Below are 21,469 nucleotides of genomic sequence, written 5' to 3' on the forward strand. Positions count from 1 at the left end.
AGTCTGACGGACGGGTCCCCCGGCGCGCGGCCGATTTACGACAACGGCCGGGCGTTGGTGGGCAGCCGGACCTTGCGCAGGAAGGCGGGCAGCAGCCAGGGCCGTCGCCCGGAGACGACCACCTTCCCGGTCAGCGCGGTCCGGGCGCGGCTGACCCGGCCGAACATCATGAGGTTGAGCGCGGCGGGGTCGAAGCGCACGGTGACGTCGGCGGGGCCGTCCTCGGCGGTGACCCGGTCCCCGTGCAGCACGAGCGTGACGGGGTCGGTGTAGCGGGACCGGAAGGCGACGGCGATGCGGCGGTCGCTGGGCGGCGGGCCGTCGAGCAGCGAGCCGGTGCCGTTGCGGATCATGCCGACGAGGAAGAGGGCGAAGAACGGCGCGGCCTCGCGGGGTGGCGTCGTCCACGGGACGCGCTGGGCGCGGGCGATGTCCCAGCCGTGGACGAGCAGTTCGTTGACCAGGTGGGCGAGGACGCCGCCGACCGGGACGCGGGAGTCGCCCAGCCACGGGACCGTGCGGTCGTGGTCGGTGCCGTCGGTGATCTTGAGGATCGTGTCCACGTCGGACAGCAGGCCGTCGGTGAGCGTTTGCGGGTCGCGATTCGTGAAGTGCCGCAAGGCCATGACGTTCAGATCGGCGACGGTGTCCACGGTGACCGTCCGCACCGGTTCGACCAACGCCTTGAACGGCACCGGACCGCCGCCGGGGGCGAGGATCGAGGTGTACATGGTGGTGATGGAGGCGACGTGCGCGGCGGTGTCCGCCACGGTCCACTCGGCGGTCGCCCTGGCGTCAGCGGGCAACCGCCGAACCAACCCGACGAACCGCCGCGCCACTCCGGGCAACACCTCACGCACCACAGCCACCTGATCAACCACAGCCCACCCCCAGGTCAGCGCCCTCTGCGCGAACGATAACACTGTGATGAAAGGCTGCGCTTCGCCCTTTGTGCGCAATTGGCCGCGATCAGCTTCTTCACCCGATCTGCCCCAAACCCGGACAGCCCCTGACCGCAATCAGTGCGACAGTGGGATCGTCCAGCCCCAAGACGACCAAGCGGAGCACTCATGACCCGCCAGTTCCAGGTGACCTTCGACGCCCACGACCCCCGCGCCCTCTCCACCTTCTGGCGCGACGCCCTGGGCTACGTCCACCCCGCGCCCCCGGGCGTGACCCTCCCGGAGGGGGCCGACCCGTTGGCCGCCTGGGACACCTTCCTGGAGAAGATCGGCGTCCCGGAGTCCGAACGCAACAGCCGGGCAGCCATCGAAGACCCCGCCGGCCAGGGCCCGCGCCTCTTCTTCCAACAGGTCCCAGAAGGCAAGACCGCCAAGAACCGCCTGCACCTGGACCTGCGCGCCGCGCCGGGCCTGGAGGGCGAGGCCCGCATGACGGCCCTGGAAGCGGAGTGCACCCGCCTGGTCTCCCTGGGCGCCACCCGCGTCCGCCGCCACGAGCCGAACCCACCCCTGGACGGCGGCTTCATCGTCATGCAAGACCCGGAGGGCAACGAGTTCTGCCTCGACTGACCGGGCGCCGTCAGCCGTCCGCGACCTCGGTGTCGATCGGGATCCACCCCGCATCGCGGCCGGTCAGGGGGCGAGGCGGGTCATGCGGCCGTGGACGTGGATCATCGGGGATCGCGCGGTGTCCGGGATGGTGGTGTCCAGGACTTCCGCCAGGACCAAGCGGTGGTCGCCCGCGGGGAGGGTGGAGTGGTTTCGGGTGTGGATGGTGAGGGCCGCGTTGTCGATCGCCGGGGTGTTGTACGGGGTGATCGACCACTTCACCTTGTCGAAGCGTTCCGACTGCGGTAACCGGAAGGCGTCCGGGGTCAGGTCGTCGTCGTCCGCCAGCACGCTGAACGTCCAGTAGTCCAGCGCCAGGAGCGCGGGCAGCGTGGTGGAGTTGTTGTCGCCCAGGAAACCCACCAGGAGCGGGTCCAGGGAGACGCTGGTGAAGCTGCCCAGGAGCATGCCGACGGGCTCGCCGGTCGGGGACAGGCCCGCCGCCACCACGACACTGGTCGGCAGGAGGCGCATGGCGGACCTGAAGCGGGTGGCTGTGGGGATCGACATGGGTTACCTCGCTGTCGAGAGGTGCGTGCACCGGGCGCCCAGGGCGAAGAGCGCCCAGAACAAGGAGCGCCCAGAACAAGGAGCGCTCAGGACGAAGAGCGCCCGGTGCACGGAGGGGTCAGATCCGCAGGCGGCTTTCGATCTCTCCCGCCGCGCCGCCGCCGTACGCTCGCGCGACGCGGTCGGACAGGGCCGTGCGGCTCAGCTTGTACTCCTGGGTGCCCAACGACTCCAAGGCCGTGGCCGCGATGGCGCACCCCACCTGGCAGGCGCGTTCCAAACCCAGCCTCGCCCACATGCCCCACAGGAAGCCGGCGCGGAAAGCGTCGCCCAGGCCTGTGGGGTCCACCTCCTCCTCCACCGCCACGGCACGGACCGTCAGGGGAGCGTGGTTGCGGCGTTCTACCCGCACGCCCTCCCCGCCCAGAGTCGTGATCCACGCGCCGACGCGGTCCAGGATGTCGTTGGCCGACCAGCCCGTGGACTGTTGGAGCATCACGCTTTCGTACTCGTTGGTGAACAGGTAGGTCGCACCGTCCACAAGGGACCGGACCGACTCGCCGTCCATCCGGGCCAGCTGCTGGGACGGGTCCGCGGCGAACGGCAGCCCCAGGGAACGGGCCTCCGCGGTGTGCCGGAGCATGGCGTCCGGGTCGTTCGGCGCCACCAGGACCAGGTCCAGACCGCCCAGCCCGGCGGCGACCGGAGCCAGCTCGATCTCCCTGGCCTCCTGCATCGCCCCCGCGTAGAACGAAGCGATCTGGTTCTGGTCCTGGTCCGTGGTGCACAGGAAACGGGACGTGTGGCGGGTCGGCGACACCCGGACGAACCGGGTGTCCACCCCGTGCCCGTTGAGCCAGGCCCGGTAGTCGTCGAAGTCCTTGCCGACCGCCCCCACCAACGCCGGCGACAGGCCCAGCTGGGCCAGGCCGAAGGAGATGTTCGCCGCGACGCCACCGCGGCGCACTTCCAGGTCGTCCACGAGGAACGACAGCGACACGGTGTCGAGGTGGTCGGAGATGAAGTGCTCGGTGAACCTGCCGGGGTACGCCATCAGGTGGTCGGTGGCGATCGACCCGGTCACGGCGATGCGCATGGTGGTGTCCTGTCGCGAGGGGGTCAACTGGTGGCGGCCTGCTTGAGCGCGTCGGCGCGGTCGGTGCGCTCCCACGGCAGGTCCAGTTCCGGTCGCCCGAAGTGCCCGTACGCCGCGGTCTGCGCGTAGATCGGGCGCAGCAGGTCCAGGTCCCGGATGATGGCCGCCGGGCGCAGGTCGAAGACCTCGGCGATGGCGCTGCGGATCTTCGCCGGGTCCACGTTCTCCGTGCCGAAGGTCTCCACGAACAGGCCCACCGGGGCCGCGCGGCCGATGGCGTACGCCACCTGCACCTCGACCCGGGACGCCAGGCCCGCGGCGACGGCGTTCTTGGCCACCCACCGCATCGCGTACGCCGCCGAGCGGTCCACTTTGGACGGGTCCTTGCCGGAGAACGCCCCGCCGCCGTGCCGGGCCATGCCGCCGTAGGTGTCCACGATGATCTTGCGCCCGGTCAGGCCCGCGTCGCCCATCGGGCCGCCGACCACGAACCGGCCGGTCGGGTTGACCAGCACCCGCACGCCGGAGGTGTCCAGCGCCAGGTCGGCCAGCTCCGGACCCACCACCTGCTCGCGGATGTCGTCGCCCAGCGACACGTCCTCCGCGTGCTGGCTGGACACCACGACCGTGTCCAACCGCACCGGCTCGTCGCCGTCGTACTCGATGGTCACCTGCGTCTTGCCGTCCGGCCGCAGGTACGGCAGGACGCCGTTCTTGCGCACGGCGGTCAGCCGCTTGGACAGCCGGTGCGCCAGCGCGATCGGCAACGGCATCAGCTCCGGCGTGTCGGTGCAGGCGTAGCCGAACATCAGGCCCTGGTCACCGGCGCCCTGCCGGTCCAGCTCGTCCAGCGCGTGCTCCAGGCGGGACTCGTAAGCGGTGTCCACGCCCTGCGCGATGTCCGGCGACTGCGACCCGATGGCCGCGTTCACCCCGCACGACCCGCCGTCGAACCCCTTGGCGGACGAGTCGTAGCCGACGTCCAGCACGACCTGCCGCACGATCCCGGGGATGTCGACGTACGCGTTCGTCGTCACCTCCCCCGCCACGTGCACCTGCCCGGTGGTCACCAGCGTCTCCACCGCCACCCGCGACCGCGGGTCCACCGCCAGCAACGCGTCCAGCACCGAGTCGCTGATCGCGTCGCACATCTTGTCCGGGTGGCCCTCGGTCACCGACTCGGACGTGAACAGCCGTGTAGTCACCGTTCCCCCCCGCTCAGCGCGTGATCTCGAAGACGTTGTAGGTCACGTCCTCGCCCGCCAGCCGCCGCGTGGAGCTGGACAGCCGGGTCAGCGTCACCCCGGCCTCCAGCGCCAGGCGCATGACCCGGTCGAGGTCGCCGAGGCTGTTGAACGTCACCAGCGCGCGCCCGCCGGGCAGCAGCCGGTCGTGCGCCTCGGCCAGGTAGCGGCTCAGCGCGGTGTAGCCGCGGTCGAAGATCGCCCACTCGAAGTCCTGGGTGAACTCGAAGTCCTGCGGCGCCTCGATCACGCTGCAGTTCCAGAAGACCGTGTCGAACTTCTCGGCCGGGTCGAGGTCGGCGAACACGTCGCTGCGCAGCACCCGGACCCGGTCCTCGACGCCGTGCCGCTTGACGTTGAGGACCGTGCTCTGCACGGCGGTCTCGGTGATGTCGGTCGCCGTCACGTGCGCGCAACCCTGTTGCGCCGCCCACACCGCGGTGACGCCCGCGCCGCACCCGACCTCCAGGAACCGCCCGCCCACCGGGTACGGGATGGCGGTGGTGTAGTACTCGGTGCCGGTGCCCGGGGCGGGGGCGTAGGCGCCGGGCACCAGGTCCCACTCCTTGCCGAGGAGTTCGAACGTGGTGTTCGCGGTGTCGGCCGGGCCCAACTCGGCCACCAGCTTCTGGCCGATGCGGTAGCGGTCGTCGAACGTTTGCCGGGTCATGGCTCTCCTCAGGTGACTCAAGGGACAGCGGGACTGCCGAAGCGACAACGGGGACAGAAGCGACAGCGGGGACTAGAGGGACAGCAGGGGCTTGAGGTCGGCGGCGTACTTGCGCAGGAACGGCTCGGACAGGTGCGGGATGTCGCCCGCCGGCCCGATCCCGGCGGCGCGGACGGCCGCGTGGAACCGCGCGGACGGCACCTCCGAACCCGGCACCACCGGTTCGGGGCGCTCGAACCGGTGCAGCAGCGGCAACACCGAGTACTGGCGCAACGCCTCGGGCAGGCCGCGGGTGGCCTTCTCGAAGCGGGCGAACCAGTCCGCGTAGTCCGCCACGCGCTCGATCCGGTGGCCCGCCGCGACCAGCCAGTCCACGAAGGTGTCCAGCGAGATGCCGTCGTCGTGCGGGTTCACCAGGCTGAACGTGCGGAACCCGGCGGTGGACGCGCCCAGCGCCACGACCGCGGCGGCGGTGAAGTCCACCGGCAGACCGTCGTAGTGCGCGGCCGACGCGTCACCGGCGTAGAAGGACCCGGGCGCGATGCCGGTGGCGATCACGCTGAACAACAGGCGGGTGAACACGTCCGGGACGTTGAGCTGCCCGCCGTACCGGCTGTGCGCGAGGATCATGTTGGAGCGGAACACGGTCACCGGCAGGCCGCACAGGTCGTGCGCCTCGCGCAACAGGACCTCGCCCGCCCACTTGCTGGTGGCGTACCCGCCCGCGTACCCCTCGTGCACCGGCTGCGTCGGGATCGCCGCGCGCACGTCGGAGTCCTCGTCCAGCACCGGGTCCACCGAGGTGGACACGGCGACGCTGGAGATGTAGGTGAACGGCTTGACCCGGCCGGTGAGCCCGAGCCGGATCAGCTCGGCGGTGCCGACCACGTTGGCGTCGAACAGGTGGTCGTAGGACAGGACGTGGTTGACCAGCGCCCCCGCGTGGACGATCAGGTCGACCTCGCCGGCCAACCGGTCCCAGGTGCGCTCGTCCAGGCCCAGCCGGGGTTCGGCGATGTCGCCCGCCAGCACCTCCAGGCCGCCGGCCAGGTCCGCCACCTTCGCGACCAGGTCCGAGTCGCCGCCCGCGAACGCCTCGTGCAGCCGCTTCGCCGCCGCCTCGTCGTCCTTGCCGCGCACCAGGCAGACCAGCTTGCCGCCGGCCGGGGCCAGGCGCTCCAGCCACTCCAGGGCGACGAACCGGCCCAGGTAGCCGCTCGCGCCGGTGAGCAGGACGGTCTTCGGCTCGCCGGACACCCGCGGCAGCGAGCCCACGGCGGCGAGCGTGCGCCCGTCGAGGAACTTGTCCAGGGTCAGGTCGGCCGCGCGGACCTCCGCGGAGTCCCCGCCGTGCACGGACTCGAACGTCGGCCGGTCCTGCGCCGCGCCGCGCTTGGCCTCGATGTAGGCGGCCACCTGGCGCAGGTCGTTGGCGGGACTGATGAGCACGTCCACCGGGACGCGGACGCCGAAGATGTCGTTGAGCAGGTTGGCGTAGGACACCGCGGACAGCGAGTCCCCGCCCAGGTCGCGGAAGTGCGCGGACGGGCTGATGTCGGCCATGGACCCGGCCAGCAGCGCCCGCGCGGCCCGCTGGACGGTCTCCAGCACCGGGTGGTCCGCGCCGGTGCGGCGCACGTCGAGCAGCTCCTCGGACTCCCGCAGCGCGATGTCGGCGTAGAGCGCCTCCAGCTCGTCGCGGTAGCGCGCGATCAGCTGGGGCCGCAGCAGCTTGCGGTGGTCCGACAGCAGGCCGTTGGCCTGGCTGAACGGTTCGGTCTCGATGAGGAAGTCGCGCGGGATCTCGTAGGAGTTCAGGCCCGCCTCGCGGGCGATCTCCTGGAACGACTCGCTCAGCCGCTGCTTGACCTCCCCGGCGTGCCGCTCCAGCGCGTCCGGCGTGGGCACGACGACGGCCAGCAGGTAGGAGCGCTCGCTGTTGCCGTAGACGAAGATCTGCCGGACCAGCGGGCTGGTGCCGAACGTCGCCTCCAGGCTCGGCGTGGCGACGAACTCGCCCTGCGACAGCTTGAGCACGGCGTTGCGGCGGTCGAGGATCTCCAGCTTGTCCGGCGCGATCTCGGCGACGATGTCGCCGGTCTTGTAGTAGCCGTCCTCGTCGAAGATGGTCGCCGACAGCTCGGGTTGCTTGTAGTAGCCCGGAATCGCGGCCTCGGTCTTGATGAGCAGCTCGCCGCGCGGGTGCGGGAGGTCGGTGCGGTGGTAGCCCAGCTCCGGCACGTCGACGATCTTGTAGTCGATCACCGGCGGGCGCAGCATCGCGCCGTCCACGGACACGCCCGCGACTTCCGTGGTGCCGTAGAGGATGTGCAGTTCCAAGTCCAGCAGGGACTCCACGAACAGGCGCAGCTCGTTGGACAGCGGCGCGGAACCGCAACTGGCCCAACCGATCCGGCCGCCCAGGACGTTCTCCCGGATGTGCTTCTTGACCTCCTCCTCCACCGCCGGGCGCTCCGCCGGGCTCGGCGCGCGCCGGTCGACCTCGCTGCGGTGGTACTGGAAGAGCAGTTCGCACACGCGCGGCACCAGCGACAGCTCGGTGGGGCGGGCGAGGGCGATGTCCTCGAAGAACGTGGACAGGTCGCTGCTCGCGGTGAAGTAACTGATCCCGCCGCGCGCCAACGTGTTCTTCACCGACGAGTGGCCGGCGACGTGGCTCATCGGCATGTAGTGGAAGGTGACCGCCTGCTGCTCGGAGAACAGGTCGGCCCACCCGCCGCCGCCGAACATCGCGGCCACCAGGCGTTCGGTGTAGATCGCGCCCTTCGGCGTGCCGGTGCTGCCGGACGTGTAGACCAGCATGGTCATCGGGTCTTCGCCCTCTTCGGGCGTGTGCAGGGGCGCTTCGGGCAGCGCGGCGCCCCTGGCGAGAACGTCCACCAAGGACTCGACGTCGATGTCCAGGCGCTGCCGCGCGGCGGTGAACCGCTCGCGCTGGTCGTCGGCGGCCTCGTGGTAGTCGAAGACCACCAGGCGGCGCACCGAGGGCGTGGCCAGGACCAGCTCCACCGCGGCGTCCAGCCGGTCGAACGAGGCCGCCACGACGGTCGGCTCCGTCTCCACCAGGATCGCCTTGAGCTGCGGCAGCGGGGCGCTGGTCTGCAACGGGATGGTGATCGCGCCCCGGCAGATGCAGGCCAGGTCGACCGTCGTGTAGTCGCGGCTGGCGAAGCCGAGCAGCGCGACGCGGTCGCCGGGCGCGACACCGCGGGCGTGCCACTCGTCGGCCACCGCGCGGACGCGCTGCCAGAGTTCGCCGAAAGTCGTTGTCTCGTAACGGGGCAGCAGCCGAAGCGAGGTGCGACCGGTGTCGGGGTCCCGAGTGGTCTCCTTGGCGCGTTCACCCACGGCGGGACGGTCCGCGTAGCGCCGCATCACTTCTGCCACCGTTTGCGCAAGCCGCATGCTGGGTCTCCACATCGCATCACTGGCCGACTTCGAGGCTCTAGAACCGAGGGCTGTCGGCAGCTCTCGGGGCGGGGTCGGCGGGTCGCGCTGTTCTCCAGTTCGCGTCCGACGCTAGCCGGGCGTGGAGCGGAGTTCCCAGCCGCCGGGCGATGATCTGTCATGTCGGACGCGGCCCGAACCCCGTGGTGGGCAACGGGGTTCGGGCACACGAAAAACCGCCGTCCGCTGTGGAGCAGCGAACGGCGGTTGGTGGCCGGACTACGCGTCGGGCGGTGCTAGCGGGTGGCCCCCGACTGCGGGAGCGCGGCGAGGGCGTCCACGAGCGGTGCCAGTTCGGGCAGTTGCGCCGCGTCCTTCAAAGCCTGGGCGAGGGTCTCGTCGTGCGTCGAACGCGCGCGTTCCAGGGCTTCCCGGCCGGCCGCGGTGACCTCCGTGTAGATGCCCCGCCGGTCGGTCTCGCACAGCGACCGCTGGAGCAGCCCGCGCCGCTCCAACCGGGTCACCAGGCGGGTGGTCGCGGACTGGCTGAGCACCACGACCTTCGCCACCTGGTTCATCCGCAGCAACAGCCGGGGCTCCTGCCGGGACAGCACGTCGAGCAGCGCGTACTCGCTCACCGACAGCTCGTGCTCCTGCTGCAACGCCCGCTCCAGCACGTCCTCGATCCGCGCGTGCAGCGCGGCCAGCGTGCGCCAGCCCTGCGCACGGGTCTCGACGCCGCCGTCGTCAGCGCTGTTCACGAGGCCACCCCCATCGCCGAGGCACCACCAAGCACGGTGTGTGCAACTATTGCACGTGCTGGTAACGTGCTCGTGGCCATGATACCGGGGACCGGCAACCCCCGGGGCTTCCCGACCGCCGGAAGCCGTCCGCGGCATCGCCACACGGAAGTCGCAATCCATTTCGTGTTCCCGAACCCGCGAATTGCGCCGACCGCCACCACGACCCGGCGAACGCAAATGTCCGGACGACTCGCCGGACCGGCGAGAAACGTCGAAAGGACCACCGGGATTCGACGGCGCACGCCTCCCCGTCCCGCCGGAAAGCGCGACAACGGCCGCCGACCGGACGATTATGCGTCACCGCGTGGAAACTCCGAGCGGTCCTGCGGGGCCGCACCCGCCCAGCTCACGACCACCCGCCCGCGCAACCGGACGTTTCCGGGTGCGCGCGGACGTTTATTGACGCACTCCCCGGCGAGCGCACGAAGGCTGTTCGCCCCGCGAATTCGCTAGGCTGAAGAGAGACCGGCCAGCCGGTCCACACACCGTGGTGACCCGACATAAGTAGTGGTGCGATCGGGTGACGACAGTAGCGCGAACTGGGGGTAACTTGACCGTGGAGACCTTTGTGCCTCCGCAGCCGTCGGTCAACGGCGGCTTAGACAGATTACTCGATTTACTGGCCAGCGGTGCGCCGGTGGACGCCTTCGAGGACTTCCTCGACGACGCCCGCCGCTTCGGCTCCGGACCCACCGACCTCAAGGCCGCCGTGTGGCGGGCGCTGCGGGTGCACACGCAGATCCAGCGCGGGCGGGTCCGGGAGGCCGGCCTCACCGCCCTGGTCGACGCCGCCCGCGACCTGGCCCTGCCCTACGACTCGGCGGAGGCGCTGCTGCACGCCATCGCCCGCCGCGCCCGCCACCTGCTCAGCATGGACATGGCCTACATCGCCACCGACGACGAGCCCGGGTACGTCCGGGTCCGCGCGGCCGACGGCCACACCTCCGGGCTCAGCGTCGGCCTGCGGCTGCCCGCCGACGACGGCACCACCGCGGGCGCCGCCCCGTTCGCCACCTCGGACCTGCTGGCCGACGAGGGGGTCGCGCTGCACCCGGCGTTCGAGGAGATGGTCCGGGTCGAGGGCCTGCACGCGATGATCGCGGTCCCCCTGGCCTGCGGCGACCGGTCCACCGCCCCGCGCGGCAGGCTCTACGTGGCCAGCCGCAAGGTCCACTACTTCACCGCCGACGAGCGCTCCCTGGTCGGGTCGCTGGGCATCCTCGCCGGCACGCACCTGGAGACCACCCGCCTGCGCCTCGCCGCCGCCGCCCGCGCCACCGAGCTGGAGGCCCGGCTCGCCCAGTCCACCGCGACCGCCGACGGGTTCCGCGAGCACTGCGACCTCCAGGCGTCGCTGCTGGACCTGCTGGCCGCCGAGGGCGACCTGCGCGCGCTGGCGGCCAAGGCCGCGGAGTCGTTGGGTGGCCGGGTGACCGTCTACAGCGCCACCGGGGACCCGCTGGCCACCGCGGGCGACGGCGCCGACGACCACCTGGAGGCGCCCGCCCTGGACACGCCCACCACCGAACCCGCGCCGCTGGGCGGCGGCCGGTGGGTCGTGCCGCTGTGCAGCGCGAAGGACCAGGTCGGCGCGCTGGTGCTGACCGTGCCCGGCGACCTCGGTCCCGCCGCCCGCCGCCGGCTGCGGCTGTTCGCCCGGGTCGCCGGGCTGCTCGTGCGCCGCGACCAGCTCGCCGCAGGCCACGACGGCGGGGTCCGCGACCGGCTGCTCGACGACGCGCTCGACGACGAGCGCCTGGTGCCGCGCCTGCTCGCCGAACGCGCCCGCCGCATCGGGCTGGACCTGTCCCGGCCGTACCTGATGGTCGTGGCCCGGCCGGAGAGCCGCATCCAGTTGCGCGCCAACGCCTGGGGGTCGGCGTACGCGCGGCGCATGGGCGGGCTGCGCAGCACCCGCAACGGCCACCTGATCATGCTGCTGCCCGGCGACGACGCCGGCGCGGCGGCCCGGGACGTGGCCGCCGCCATGGCCGCGGACCTGGGCACCCCCATCTCGGCGGGCGCGGCCGGTCCGCTCACCGGGGCCGACTCCGTCCAGCCCGGCTACCGCGAGGCGATCCGCTGCCTGGACGCGGTGACCGCGCTGGGCGTCGAGGGCGGCGCGGCGTCGGTGCGGGAACTGGGGTTCGTCGGCGCGCTGGTGTCCGCCGACCAGGACGTGGCCGGGTTCATCCAGGCCGCCATCGGGCCGGTGCTGGAGTACGACCGCGAGCGCTTCACCGACCTGGTGCCCACGCTTCAGGCCTACTTCGACGCCGGCGGCAGCCCCACTTACGCCGCCGAACGCCTGCACGTGCACACCAACACCGTCACGCGCCGGCTTGACCGGATCAAGGAGCTGCTCGGCCCGGACTGGCAGAAACCCGCGCAGGCGCTGGAGATCCAGCTCGCGCTGCGGTTGCTGCGCATCCGGGACACGCTCAGCACCGACCTCCCGGCGGTGGGCTGACCACGCACCGAGGCCGCCCGTCGCGCACGCCGCCACGCTGCGCGACGGGCACCCCGACCCCACGGCACTGCGACCGCTCGCACCGACGGCCGGCACCCGCTCCCGACCGGGTCTCCCGTTCACACCGGCGGCTGCGGCCAGTGCCCCGCCCGCCGCCAGGGCACGCCGCGCCCCACCAGCGCCCGCCGCGACAGGCCGGACAGCAGGCCGCCGATGATCGCCGGGCCGTCCTGGGTCAGCACCGACTCGGCGTGGAACTGGATGGACGCGAAGTGCCTGCCGCGCAACGCGTGCACCTGGTTCGTCACCGGGTCGCGGCTGACCTCCACCGCGCCCACCTCCGGGTGGTGCAGCACGTCGCCCGCGCAGCTGGCCGCGAACGTGTTGTAGAACCCGACCCGCCGGGGCTGCCCGAACAGGTCCACGGGCAGCTGCACGCCCTGGTTCGGCGTCTCCCGCCGGACCAGCGGCAGCCCGAGCCGCGCGCTGAGCACCTGGTGGCTCAGGCACACCGCCAAGAACGGCAGCCGTTCCGCCAACAACGTGTCTATTGTGGACATCAGGTGCGCGATCTTCGGGTGGCCGACCTCGCGCGGGTCACCCGGTCCCGGCCCCATCAGCACCAGGTCGGCGTCGTGCACGTCGTAGGGCTCGTCGAACCGGCGGACCACGACCTCCAGCCCCAGCGCGCGCGACTGGTGGGCCAGCATCGCGGTGAACGTGTCCTCCGCGTCCACGACCAGCATCCGCAACCCGGCCAGCGCCGGGTCGACCAGGTCGCGCGCACCGCCGTCGGACAACCAGAACGACGCGATGTCCACGTTGCGCGCCCGCAGCGCCGCCCGGACCTCCGGGTGCTCGGCGAACCCCGGCCGGTCCGCCCCGCGGAAGCGCGGCTCGGACCCCAGCGCGGCCAGCAGACCCGCCGCCTTGGCACTGGTCTCGGCGACCTCGGCCATCGGGTCGGAGTGGCGGACCAGCGTCGCGCCCACGTCCACGCGGACCGTGCCGGCGGCGTCGAGCGCGGCCGTGCGGATCAGGATGGACGAGTCCAGCGACCGGCTCCCGTCCGCCTCGCGCCCGATCAGCGCGACGACACCGCTGTAGTAGCCGCGCCCGTGCGGCTCGTAGCGGCTGATCACCTTGCACGCGCTTTCCAATGGGCTGCCGGTGACGGTCGGCGCGAACATGGTCTCGCGCAGCACCTCGCGCGGGTCGCGGTCGGTGCGGCCGACGATGAAGTACTCGGTGTGGGCGAGCCGGGCCATCTCGCGCAGGTACGGCCCGTCGACCCGGCCGCCGTCGTCGCAGATGCGGCCCATCATCTTCAGTTCCTCGTCCAGCGCCATGTACAGCTCGTCGGACTCCTTGTTGTCCGCGAGGAAGTCCAGCACGCCCGCGAGCCCGGGACCGGTCGGCGGGTACCGGTAGGTGCCGCTGATCGGGTTCATCACGGCCGTGCCGCCGGTGACGCTGATGTGCCGCTCCGGGGTCGCGCCGACGAACGTGCGCTCGCCCGTGTGCACCACGAACGTCCAGTACGCGCCGGTCTCGTCCAGCAGCAGCCTGCGGAACAGCGACAGCGCCGACCGCGGCGAGTAGTCCACGACGTCGGCGACGTACCCGCGGCGGATGACGAAGTTCGCGCCCTCGCCCTCGCCGATCTCGTCGGCCAGCACGCGGCGGACGATCTCGGCGTAGCCCTCGTCGTCGGTGTCGAACCGGCCGCCGGCCAGCTCCAGCGGGACGTCCGGCAGCCGGCCCAGCACGTCCTCCAGCGGCAGCACCGCCTGGTCGGTCACGGTCAGCGCGAGCAGCGGCGCGCCGTCGTCGCGGTGCACGTAGCCGCGCTCGCCGAGCTGCCGGAACGGCACCACCGCGAGCACGTCGTGCCGCGGCCCGACCACCGGCCCGTCGGGGAGTTCGATGTCCGCCAGCACTTCCGGCGTCGTCACTGCGCCGACCAGGACGTCCACCACGGACCGGTCCGCCTCGACGCGGTGCAGCAGGGCGAACGGCTCGGACCCGGTCAGCACCCGGTCCAGCAAGTCGCTCATAAGGCCACCGCCTGCCTGCCCACCTGCGCCAGCACGGTCTCCGTCGTGGCCACCACGGCGCACCGATGGGCCGCGTAGTCCACCGCCAGCCGGTGGTAGTCGGCGGTGAAGTCGCCGATGGCGTCGGCGACCAGGAACGTCCGGATGTCGTTGGTGTAGGCCTCCAACGCCGTCACCAGCACGCCGACGTGCGCGTAGACCCCGCACAGCACCAGCTGGTCACGGCCGTCGCGGCGCATGCGCTCCAGCAGGTCCGAGCGGAAGAACGCGCTGTAGCGCCACTTCGTGAACACCCAGTCGCCGTCGGCGGGGGCCAGTTCGTCGACGACCTCGCGGTCGGCCGGGTCGACGCGCATGCCCGGTCCCCAGAAGTCCCGCAGCAGCCCGCGTTCCCGCTCGTTCATGCCACCGGGTTGCGCGGTGTAGGCGACCTGCGCGCCCTGCGCCGCGCACGCCTCGCGCAGCGCGGCGATGTTGGCGACGATCCGGTCCCGCATGACCGCCGGGAACGGGCGCACGAAGTACCGCTGCATGTCGTGCACCAGCACGACCGCCCGCCGCGGGTCCACGGTCCACGTCGCGGTGTTGGCGGGCAGGTCGTCCGACGTCGGCAGCGGGTAGGGGTCGATCGGGGGGATGCCTGTCATCGTGGTCCTCCGTCGGTGCTCCGCCGCGGTGCTCACTCGGTCCACGCCGCCACGGCGGTGACCGCCTGGTCCGGGTTGAGCCGCGGGTCGCAGTAGCTCGTGTACTTGTCGCTCACGCGGTCCGCGCCGGACTCGTCGTGGGCGCACTCGGTGACGTCGTCCGGCGTGGTCTCCAGGTGCAGACCGCCGGCCACGCCGCCCTCGGCCCGCAGGACCCGCTGGAAGCGCTCGATCTCGGTGACCACGGTCTCCACGTACCGGGTCTTGAGGCCGTCGGGGGTGAGCGCGGTGTTGCCGTGCATCGGGTCGCACAGCCAGATCACCGGGTGCCCGGCCGCGCGCACGGCGGCGACCAGCGCGGGCAGCCGCTCGGTGACCAGCTTCGCGCCCATCCGGGAGATCAGCGTCAGCCGGCCGGGCTCGCGGTGCGGGTCGAGCCGGTCGGCCAGCTCCAGCAGCTCGTCGGTGGTCATCGACGGGCCGACCTTGCAGGCGATCGGGTTGGCCACGCCCGCCAGCAGGTCGACGTGCGCGCCGTCCACCTGACGGGTGCGGTCGCCGATCCACGGCAGGTGGGTCGAGGCGAGGAACGCGCGGCCGGTGTGGTCCCGGCGCAGCATCGGGACCTCGTAGTCCAGCAGCAGGGCTTCGTGGCTGGTCCACATCGGAGGGTCGATCGGGCGGGAACCGCCGCCGCCCCACCCGAGCAGGGTGGTGACGGTCCGCGCCGCGTCGTAGCCGGCGAGCACCCGGCGCACGTCGTGGCGGCGGCCCTCCGCGTCGGGTTCGGGGCTGTTGACCATGTGCCCGCGGAACGACGGCAGCGTCACGCCGCCGACCACCTCCGTGGGGCTGGACCGGGGCTTGGCGAACTGGCCCGCGATCCGGCCGATGCGCACCACCGGGCGGTGCGTGGCCATCTTCATCACACCCGCCAGCAGGTCCAGCAGCCCCGCCTTGCGGGCGACGTACCCCGCCTCGCACTCCGCGGGGTCCTCGGCGCAGTCACCCGCCTGCACGACGTGCGCGCCGCCGGCGGCCACCAGCGCGAGCGTGGCGCGCAGCTGCGCCACCTCGTCGGAGGTGACCAGGCCGGGCCGCGCGGCCAACGTGGCCCGCACCCGGTGCACGAGTTCGCGATCGTCCCAATCCGGTTGCTGCAGCGCGATCCTGGGTGAGCCCTCGCGCACGGCGTTGTCCACTGACACTCCAATCACGAAGGGACGAGGCACGACCGGTGATGTGCGCGACGTGCGGTCGTGCGGCTCAGCTCGCGGTGAACACGACTTCGTCGGTACGCCGATCGTGGAACGCGGGCCCGACAACGGGCAACGAACCGGGAACGCAGTACGTCAGGTCCCGCTGTTCTCCGTCATGTCCGCGCGCGGGCGCGGGTCGCCGAAGTGCGGACTTCGGTTCCCGCGCGCCCGGTCTGGGCGTTGTGACCAGCGGAGTCCGGTTCGCGTGCCGGTCGGGTGGAGCAACGGGTCGGGCCGGATGGACGTGTGGCCCGAACACCGCCCGACCCCGGTCCGGGCGGCGCGCCGGCCCGCCGGGCGCCGCGCGGTGGCGTCGGCCCACCCCCGGGGCGGCCAGGATGGTGCTCTCCGGATCTAGGCACGCGCGCGTTCCGCAAGCCACGTTGGGTTGGCAAACCCTGTCCGCACAAATGTGAAGTGAGGCTCCATGCCTGGGGGAAGGCACATGGCCGCGCGCACCGCACCGGACCTGCTGTTAGACCCGGTCGTCGCCGAGCTGAGTTCCACGCTGTTCGCTTCGTTCGCCCGCGAGGACCAGCGGCGCAAGGGCGTCGAGTACCTCAACGGCCTGCTCCGCGCCAGGGGCCGCAAGTCCATCCGCAACATCGCCCAGGCCGTCGGCGGCCAGGCGACCGAGCAGTACCTGCACCACTTCATCAGCGACTCGACCTGGGGGTGGGCGCCGGTCCGCAAGGCGCTCGCCGCGCACGTCGGCCGGATCGCCCCGCCGGCCGCCTGGGTGGTGCGGCCGATGCTGATCCCCAAGGCGGGCAAGCACTCCGTCGGGGTGACCCGGCGGTTCTGCCCCGACCTCGGGCAGACGCTCAACGCCCAGCAGGCCATGGGCGTGTGGGCCGTGTCGGACGAGCTGGCCGTGCCGGTGGACTGGCGGCTGCACCTGTCCCAGGCGTGGGTCGCCGACCCGGGCCGGCGCAGCCGCGCGGCGATCCCGGACGGGGTCCGCGCGGAGACCGACGGCGAGTGCGCGGTGGCGGCGTTCCTGGGCGCCGAGGCGCGGCCGGCCTTCCCTGACCGGCCGCTGGTCATGGACGCGCGCGGGACCGACGTGCACGCGGCCGTGGCCCGGCTGCACCCGGAGACGCCGTTGCTGATGCGGGTCAGCGGGACCCAGCTGTTCACCGTCCTCGACCCGGGCTCGCCGCGGCGCGGCGCGGACCCGGTGCCCGCGCAGCAGGTCGTGGGGCTGTTGCGGGAGGCGCGCAAGCCGGTGGCGGGCCGGTGGCCGTTGCTGGCCGCGACCGCGCGCGTGGGCGTGCCCGGCGGGCGCGCGGGCGACCTGGTGCTGCTGGGCGTGGGCCCGGCGGGCAAGTCGTGGCCGGCGGAGCTGTGGCTGTCCAACCAGCCCGACGCGGACGCGGCGAGCCTGCTGCGCACCAGCCGGTTCCTCGACCGGGTCGACCACGACTTCGGGCGGTTCGCCGACCGGGTGGGCATGCGCGACTTCACCGGCCGGTCCTTCGCGGGCTGGCACCGGCACACCACGCTGGCGTCGGCCGCGCACGCGGTGCTGGCGCTGGCCGAGCTGGACGCCCGCGACTCGTGGCTGGACGAACTGTCCACGATGGACAGCGGCCCCCGCTACCGCGTCCCCTGCACGGCGACCACCCGCCGCTGACCGCACACCGAAACCGGCACCCCCGCGGGGGTGCCGGTTTCGGCCGTGACGACGACTCACAGGTACGGCGTGTCGGGGTCCAGGCCGAGCAGGACGCGACCCTGCAACTCCATGTTGCCGTAGTACTGGATCAGCGCGTGCAGCGACAGCGCCTCGATGTCCCGGCGGAACCGGCCCAGCGCCTGGTCGTTGCGGATCACCGAACCGCCGCCGAGCCGGAACAGCTCCTCCACGGCCTCCTTGGCGAGGTTCGCGGCCCAGGTGGTCTGGCCGCGCACGACGGCCTTCTCCTCCTGGGTCAGCTCCTCCCGCGCGTCCGCGCGGTCCTGGATCACCTTGAGCCACACCGAGGCGAACGCCTCCGCCGCGTCGATCTTGTTCTTCGCGTCGGCCACCGCGACCTGGGTCACCGGGTGCAGGCTCTGCTCGGTCCACGACGTGTAGGTGATGCCACGCCCGGGCAGCCGCTCCAGGAACTCCTCGTACGCGCCCCGCGCCATGCCCGCGAACACACCGGCGATCTTGGCCATGACCAGGCTCATCAGCCCGTACCCGCGCCCGTCGGACCCGTCGTCACTGCGCCCGGGGACCGTGCCCGCGACCAGGTCGGAGTACTTGACCACGCGGTGCTCGGGGATGAACACGTTCTCCGCCACCGAAGTCGTGCTGCCGGTGGCGGCGGCGCCGGTGACGTCCCAGTCGTCCAGGATCGTCAGCTCGCTGACCGGGATCAGCGTCATGAGCGAGGTCTGGGTGCCGTCCTCCTCCTCGAACAGACCGGTCACCATGTTCCAGTCCGCGCCGCGGACACCGGTGTTGAACTTCCACTTGCCGGTCATCAGGTACCCGCCGTCGGTGCGGGTCAGCCTGCCGGTCGGCGGGATGGTGCCGGAAACCCGCACCGACCCGCCGGCGAACACGTCCTCCTGCGCCTTGTCCGGGAACAGCCGCACGGTCCAGGCGGTGTGCACCCACACCATCGAGACCCACCCGGTGGCCCCGCAACCCCGGCTGATCTCGGTGAGCACCTCGACCATGTCGGCCGCGGAGTAGGCCAGACCACCGAACCGGGCGGGCACACCCATCCGGAACACGCCCGCCTTGTCCTGCAGGGCGATGTTCTCGTCGGGGATCCACCGGTTCCGGTCGGCCTCGGCACCGTTCTGGCGGAGGGTGGGGATCATTTCCCGCACGGCTTCCAGCATTGCCTCGGGTGACACGTCGGTCGACATGGGTTTCCTTCCTCCGGGATGACGTGCACGGTGTGTCGACGAATTCACGGTTCCGCGCCGCCACCGACGTTACCGAGCGGCGAAGCCCATCCCCAGAAAGCAACCGATGATCTGTCATGTCGCCGAACCAACAACCCCCCAACCTGCAAAAACAGCACCACCCACCCCAAGGCGCGCAGCGCCAACGGGCCTGGCGAGGTCACACCCCGACCCGGGCTTCTTGCTTGTGTCATCTCCGTATGGCCTGCCCGAAGGGCTACCACGCTTTTGGTCGGGTGCGGCCGAATTTTTCGTGAGGAACGAGCGAAAAATTTAGCGGCACCCGGCCAAAAGTGTGGTAGGCTCCGCCAGGCCATGCGGAGATGGCACAAGCAAGAAGCCCCCGCTCTTTCTTTTGCTTTTGTGTCATCTTTGGCGGCCTGCCCGCCGGCGAGGCTCTTTTAAGCTTTTCGAGCACTTCAAGCAGACGCACTTCGCGCTTTCAAGAGAACGCGCGAAGCGCTCTTAAGATCAAAAGCGCCTCGCCGGCGGGCAGGCCCCCGGGGGGTGGAAGGGCGTCGGTTCGTTCCCCGTACGACCTGCCGGGAGGCAACCACCCTTGGGGGTTCTTGGCAACCGGAAAAGCTGGTTGCCAAGAACCCCCAAGCGCGGTTGGGCTGCGCCCAGGCCGTACGGGGAACGAACCGAGGCCCTTCCTGTGCTTGGCAGCCCTTCGAAAAGCGCGGCCGACTTGGTCGTTGGGTTACCTCGCTACGCCGAGGGTGGTCAGGGCGGCGACCAGGGGGGCCAGTTCGGGCAGTTCCGCCGCCTCCCGCAGTGCCCGTCCCAGTGACTCGTCATAGGTCGACCGTGCCCGCGCCAGGGCCTCCGCGCCGGCCTCGGTAACCCGGAGGTGGATCCCCCGCCGATCGTCATCCGACAACTCCCGGCGCACCAACCGCCGCCGTTCCAACCGGTTCACCAACCGGGTCGTCGCCGACTGGCTGAGCACCACCGCCCGGGCGAGCTGCGTCATCCGCAGTCGCTGCCCGGCCACCACCCCCTGTCGCGACAGCACGTCGAGCACCCCGTACTCGCTGACCGACAGCTGGTGCTCGCGTTGGAGGTCGCGCTCCAACACGTCCTCGATGCAGGCGTGCAGCGCGGCCAACGTGCGCCAACCCTGGGCTCTGGACTCGGGATCGTCGGACTTCCTCATGGGCGGACCCTCCTGGCGGCAGGTCCCTGCTTGCGGCCAAGTACTTGCATACGCCATCATGAGTCGCATGCAACAAGCCGCGTGCGGGACTTTTTCGGACGCCGGTAGCGTGCGTGTGATAAGGCTACGACACGCGCTTCGCGCTGTGAACCACCTGCACTGACACCCCTCGCACCGCGTCAGACGACCATGCCGGGGCGCCCGTCTCCCGCGTCCCGGCCAACGTGCCGAAGGATGGATCAACCATGTCCACGAGCTTGACCCCCAACGAGGAGCAGAGGGGCGAGGCCACCGGGTCCGCTCCGCCGGGCGACGTGCGGTGGAGCGCACGACAATGGGTCCTGCTGGTCATCTTCAGCGGGGCGATCATGCTCGACGGGCTCGAAAACTCGATGATCGCCGTCGCGATCCCCGAGATCCAGAAGGCGTTCGGGGTCACCGCGGCGACCGCCCAATGGGTGCCCGGCGCCTACATCCTCGCGTTCGGGGCGTTCCTCTTACTCGGTGGCCGGTGCGCCGACCTGTTCGGGCGCAAGCGGGTGTTCGTCATCGGCATGGCCGTGTTCGCCGTGATCTCGCTGCTCGGCGCGTTCGCCGACGACGCCTTCCTGATCATCCTGACCCGGTTCGTCAAGGGCGTGGCGGCGGGCTTCACCGCGCCGGCCGCGATGTCCCTGCTCACCACCACGTTCCAGGAGGGCGCGCAGCGCAACAAGGCGTTCGGCATCTTCAACGTCTTCGAAGCCTCGGGCTACTCCTCGGGCCTGCTGATCGGCGGCTTCCTGGCCGCGCTGAACTGGCGGTCCACCTTCGTCCTGCCGGCCGTGGTCGCCGCGGTGCTGATGGTGGGCGCGATGAAGTTCGTGCCGGCCGACCCGCCGCGCACCGAGCGCAGCAAGCTCGACGTCGGCGGCGCGCTGACCCTGTTGCTGGGCATGCTGATCCTGGTGTTCACCGTGGTCGAGGTGCCCGAGATCGGCTGGGCCAACGCCCGCACCATCGGCGGGTTCCTGGTCTCCGCCGCGCTGCTGGTCGCGTTCGTGGTCATCGAGCGCCGCACCCGCGAACCGCTGATCCGCCTAGAGCTGTTCCGCAACCGCAACCTGGTCGCCGCGAACCTCAGCACCTTCCTGCTCTACGGCGGCGCGATGGCGTTCCAGTTCGTGCTCGCCCTGTACCTGCAGAACATGAACGGCTGGGAGCCGTGGCAGATGTCGTTCATCATCCTGCCCGGCACGGCGCTGACCATCCTCATCGGACCCAAGCTCGGCTGGCTGATGGACAGGTTCGGCGTCAACAAGGTCCTGGTCGTCGGCCTGGTCTCGTTCATCCCCTGCTACCTGCTGTTCCTGCGCATCGGCCCCGAGCCCGACCTGTGGGGCGTGCTGGTCCCGGTGGCGCTGATCTGGGGCCTGGGCTTCGCGCTCAGCCTCGCGGCGCTCATGGTGGCCGGCACCGCGGGCATCCGCGACGAGGACCAGGGCCTCGCCGCGGGTCTGCTCAACAGCTCGCTCCAGATCGGCGGCGCGTTCGGCCTCGCCGTGGTCACCGCGGTGATCCTGCCCGCCACGCAACTGGGTGACCTCTACCCCGGTATCTGGCTGATGGTGGGCTGCGCCGTGCTGACGCTGCTCGCGCACGGGCTGCGCAAGAGGGCCTGAGCGAGGT

The 21,469-nt window shown here is 71.5% G+C and carries 16 protein-coding genes; 4 read left to right on the forward strand and 12 right to left on the reverse strand.

Annotation, left to right across the window (positions count from 1 at the left end; all coding sequences use genetic code 11):
- Positions 1-35 precede the first annotated feature (35 nt).
- On the reverse strand, positions 36-860 hold the full coding sequence (locus ABD126_RS32665; protein WP_343938320.1) for a maleylpyruvate isomerase family mycothiol-dependent enzyme: 825 nt from the start codon (positions 858-860) through the stop codon (positions 36-38).
- Between the two features lie 210 nt (positions 861-1,070).
- Here ABD126_RS32665 and ABD126_RS32670 point away from each other — a divergent pair, with 210 nt between their 5' ends.
- Positions 1,071-1,532, forward strand: a complete 462-nt coding sequence (locus tag ABD126_RS32670) for a VOC family protein (protein WP_343938322.1) — start codon at positions 1,071-1,073, stop codon at positions 1,530-1,532.
- Between the two features lie 63 nt (positions 1,533-1,595).
- Here the strand turns inward: ABD126_RS32670 and ABD126_RS32675 are convergent, their stop codons facing one another.
- The 6 genes from ABD126_RS32675 to ABD126_RS32700 form a co-directional block, all read right to left on the reverse strand.
- Entirely contained in the window at positions 1,596-2,081 is a 486-nt protein-coding gene (locus tag ABD126_RS32675) for a flavin reductase family protein (RefSeq protein WP_343938324.1), read from the reverse strand.
- 118 nt (positions 2,082-2,199) lie between these two features.
- Positions 2,200-3,177 (reverse strand): carbohydrate kinase family protein, encoded by a 978-nt coding sequence (locus ABD126_RS32680; protein ID WP_343938326.1) that lies wholly within the window; start codon positions 3,175-3,177, stop codon positions 2,200-2,202.
- Between the two features lie 23 nt (positions 3,178-3,200).
- Positions 3,201-4,370, reverse strand: coding sequence for a methionine adenosyltransferase (gene metK, locus ABD126_RS32685; protein ID WP_343938507.1), 1,170 nt, complete (start codon positions 4,368-4,370; stop codon positions 3,201-3,203).
- A 25-nt stretch (positions 4,371-4,395) separates the two neighbouring features.
- Positions 4,396-5,091 (reverse strand): methyltransferase, encoded by a 696-nt coding sequence (locus tag ABD126_RS32690; RefSeq protein ID WP_343938328.1) that lies wholly within the window; start codon positions 5,089-5,091, stop codon positions 4,396-4,398.
- 72 nt (positions 5,092-5,163) lie between these two features.
- Positions 5,164-8,580: a carboxylic acid reductase gene (car, locus tag ABD126_RS32695; RefSeq protein WP_343938509.1), complete on the reverse strand. Its 3,417-nt coding sequence runs from the start codon at positions 8,578-8,580 to the stop codon at positions 5,164-5,166.
- A 215-nt stretch (positions 8,581-8,795) separates the two neighbouring features.
- On the reverse strand, positions 8,796-9,260 hold the full coding sequence (locus tag ABD126_RS32700) for a MarR family winged helix-turn-helix transcriptional regulator (protein ID WP_343938330.1): 465 nt from the start codon (positions 9,258-9,260) through the stop codon (positions 8,796-8,798).
- 679 nt (positions 9,261-9,939) lie between these two features.
- On the opposite strand from ABD126_RS32700, the gene ABD126_RS32705 reads away from it, so the two are divergent.
- Entirely contained in the window at positions 9,940-11,772 is a 1,833-nt protein-coding gene (locus tag ABD126_RS32705) for a helix-turn-helix domain-containing protein (protein WP_343938332.1), read from the forward strand.
- A gap of 119 nt (positions 11,773-11,891) precedes the next feature.
- Here the strand turns inward: ABD126_RS32705 and ABD126_RS32710 are convergent, their stop codons facing one another.
- The 3 genes from ABD126_RS32710 to ABD126_RS32720 are packed head-to-tail and all read right to left on the reverse strand — an operon-like array spanning position 11,892 to position 15,678.
- Positions 11,892-13,829 (reverse strand): anthranilate synthase family protein, encoded by a 1,938-nt coding sequence (locus tag ABD126_RS32710; protein WP_343938334.1) that lies wholly within the window; start codon positions 13,827-13,829, stop codon positions 11,892-11,894.
- On the reverse strand, positions 13,826-14,476 hold the full coding sequence (locus ABD126_RS32715) for an isochorismatase family protein (protein WP_343938336.1): 651 nt from the start codon (positions 14,474-14,476) through the stop codon (positions 13,826-13,828). Before ABD126_RS32715 ends, ABD126_RS32710 begins: the two co-directional genes overlap by 4 nt.
- 32 nt (positions 14,477-14,508) lie before the next feature.
- The gene (locus ABD126_RS32720) at positions 14,509-15,678 is read right to left on the reverse strand and encodes a 3-deoxy-7-phosphoheptulonate synthase (RefSeq protein WP_343938338.1); all 1,170 of its coding nucleotides are present in this window, start codon (positions 15,676-15,678) and stop codon (positions 14,509-14,511) included.
- A gap of 484 nt (positions 15,679-16,162) precedes the next feature.
- Here ABD126_RS32720 and ABD126_RS32725 point away from each other — a divergent pair, with 484 nt between their 5' ends.
- Complete coding sequence (locus ABD126_RS32725) at positions 16,163-17,371, forward strand: IS701 family transposase (protein WP_425542915.1); 1,209 nt, start codon at positions 16,163-16,165, stop codon at positions 17,369-17,371.
- Between the two features lie 56 nt (positions 17,372-17,427).
- Here ABD126_RS32725 and ABD126_RS32730 read toward each other — a convergent pair whose 3' ends face one another.
- On the reverse strand, positions 17,428-18,603 hold the full coding sequence (locus tag ABD126_RS32730; protein ID WP_343938342.1) for an acyl-CoA dehydrogenase family protein: 1,176 nt from the start codon (positions 18,601-18,603) through the stop codon (positions 17,428-17,430).
- A 742-nt stretch (positions 18,604-19,345) separates the two neighbouring features.
- Complete coding sequence (locus ABD126_RS32735; protein ID WP_343938344.1) at positions 19,346-19,801, reverse strand: MarR family winged helix-turn-helix transcriptional regulator; 456 nt, start codon at positions 19,799-19,801, stop codon at positions 19,346-19,348.
- Positions 19,802-20,046: 245 nt separating this feature from the next.
- Here ABD126_RS32735 and ABD126_RS32740 point away from each other — a divergent pair, with 245 nt between their 5' ends.
- Positions 20,047-21,462, forward strand: coding sequence for an MFS transporter (locus tag ABD126_RS32740; protein ID WP_343938346.1), 1,416 nt, complete (start codon positions 20,047-20,049; stop codon positions 21,460-21,462).
- Positions 21,463-21,469 lie beyond the last annotated feature (7 nt).

It is taken from the genome of Saccharothrix mutabilis subsp. mutabilis, assembly GCF_039521145.1.
GTDB classification, from domain to species: Bacteria; Actinomycetota; Actinomycetes; order Mycobacteriales; family Pseudonocardiaceae; genus Actinosynnema; species Actinosynnema mutabilis.

Bases quoted from the DNA above. Each gene is read 5' to 3' on its own strand.
- ABD126_RS32670 (WP_343938322.1), top strand. From the start codon at position 1,071: ATGACCCGCCAGTTCCAGGTGACCTTCGACGCCCACGACCCCCGCGCC.
- ABD126_RS32710 (WP_343938334.1), bottom strand. From the start codon at position 13,829: ATGAGCGACTTGCTGGACCGGGTGCTGACCGGGTCCGAGCCGTTCGCC.
- ABD126_RS32675 (WP_343938324.1), bottom strand. From the start codon at position 2,081: ATGTCGATCCCCACAGCCACCCGCTTCAGGTCCGCCATGCGCCTCCTG.
- ABD126_RS32730 (WP_343938342.1), bottom strand. From the start codon at position 18,603: ATGTCGACCGACGTGTCACCCGAGGCAATGCTGGAAGCCGTGCGGGAA.
- ABD126_RS32735 (WP_343938344.1), bottom strand. From the start codon at position 19,801: ATGAGGAAGTCCGACGATCCCGAGTCCAGAGCCCAGGGTTGGCGCACG.
- ABD126_RS32690 (WP_343938328.1), bottom strand. From the start codon at position 5,091: ATGACCCGGCAAACGTTCGACGACCGCTACCGCATCGGCCAGAAGCTG.
- ABD126_RS32715 (WP_343938336.1), bottom strand. From the start codon at position 14,476: ATGACAGGCATCCCCCCGATCGACCCCTACCCGCTGCCGACGTCGGAC.
- ABD126_RS32725 (WP_425542915.1), top strand. From the start codon at position 16,163: ATGCCTGGGGGAAGGCACATGGCCGCGCGCACCGCACCGGACCTGCTG.
- ABD126_RS32740 (WP_343938346.1), top strand. From the start codon at position 20,047: ATGTCCACGAGCTTGACCCCCAACGAGGAGCAGAGGGGCGAGGCCACC.
- ABD126_RS32680 (WP_343938326.1), bottom strand. From the start codon at position 3,177: ATGCGCATCGCCGTGACCGGGTCGATCGCCACCGACCACCTGATGGCG.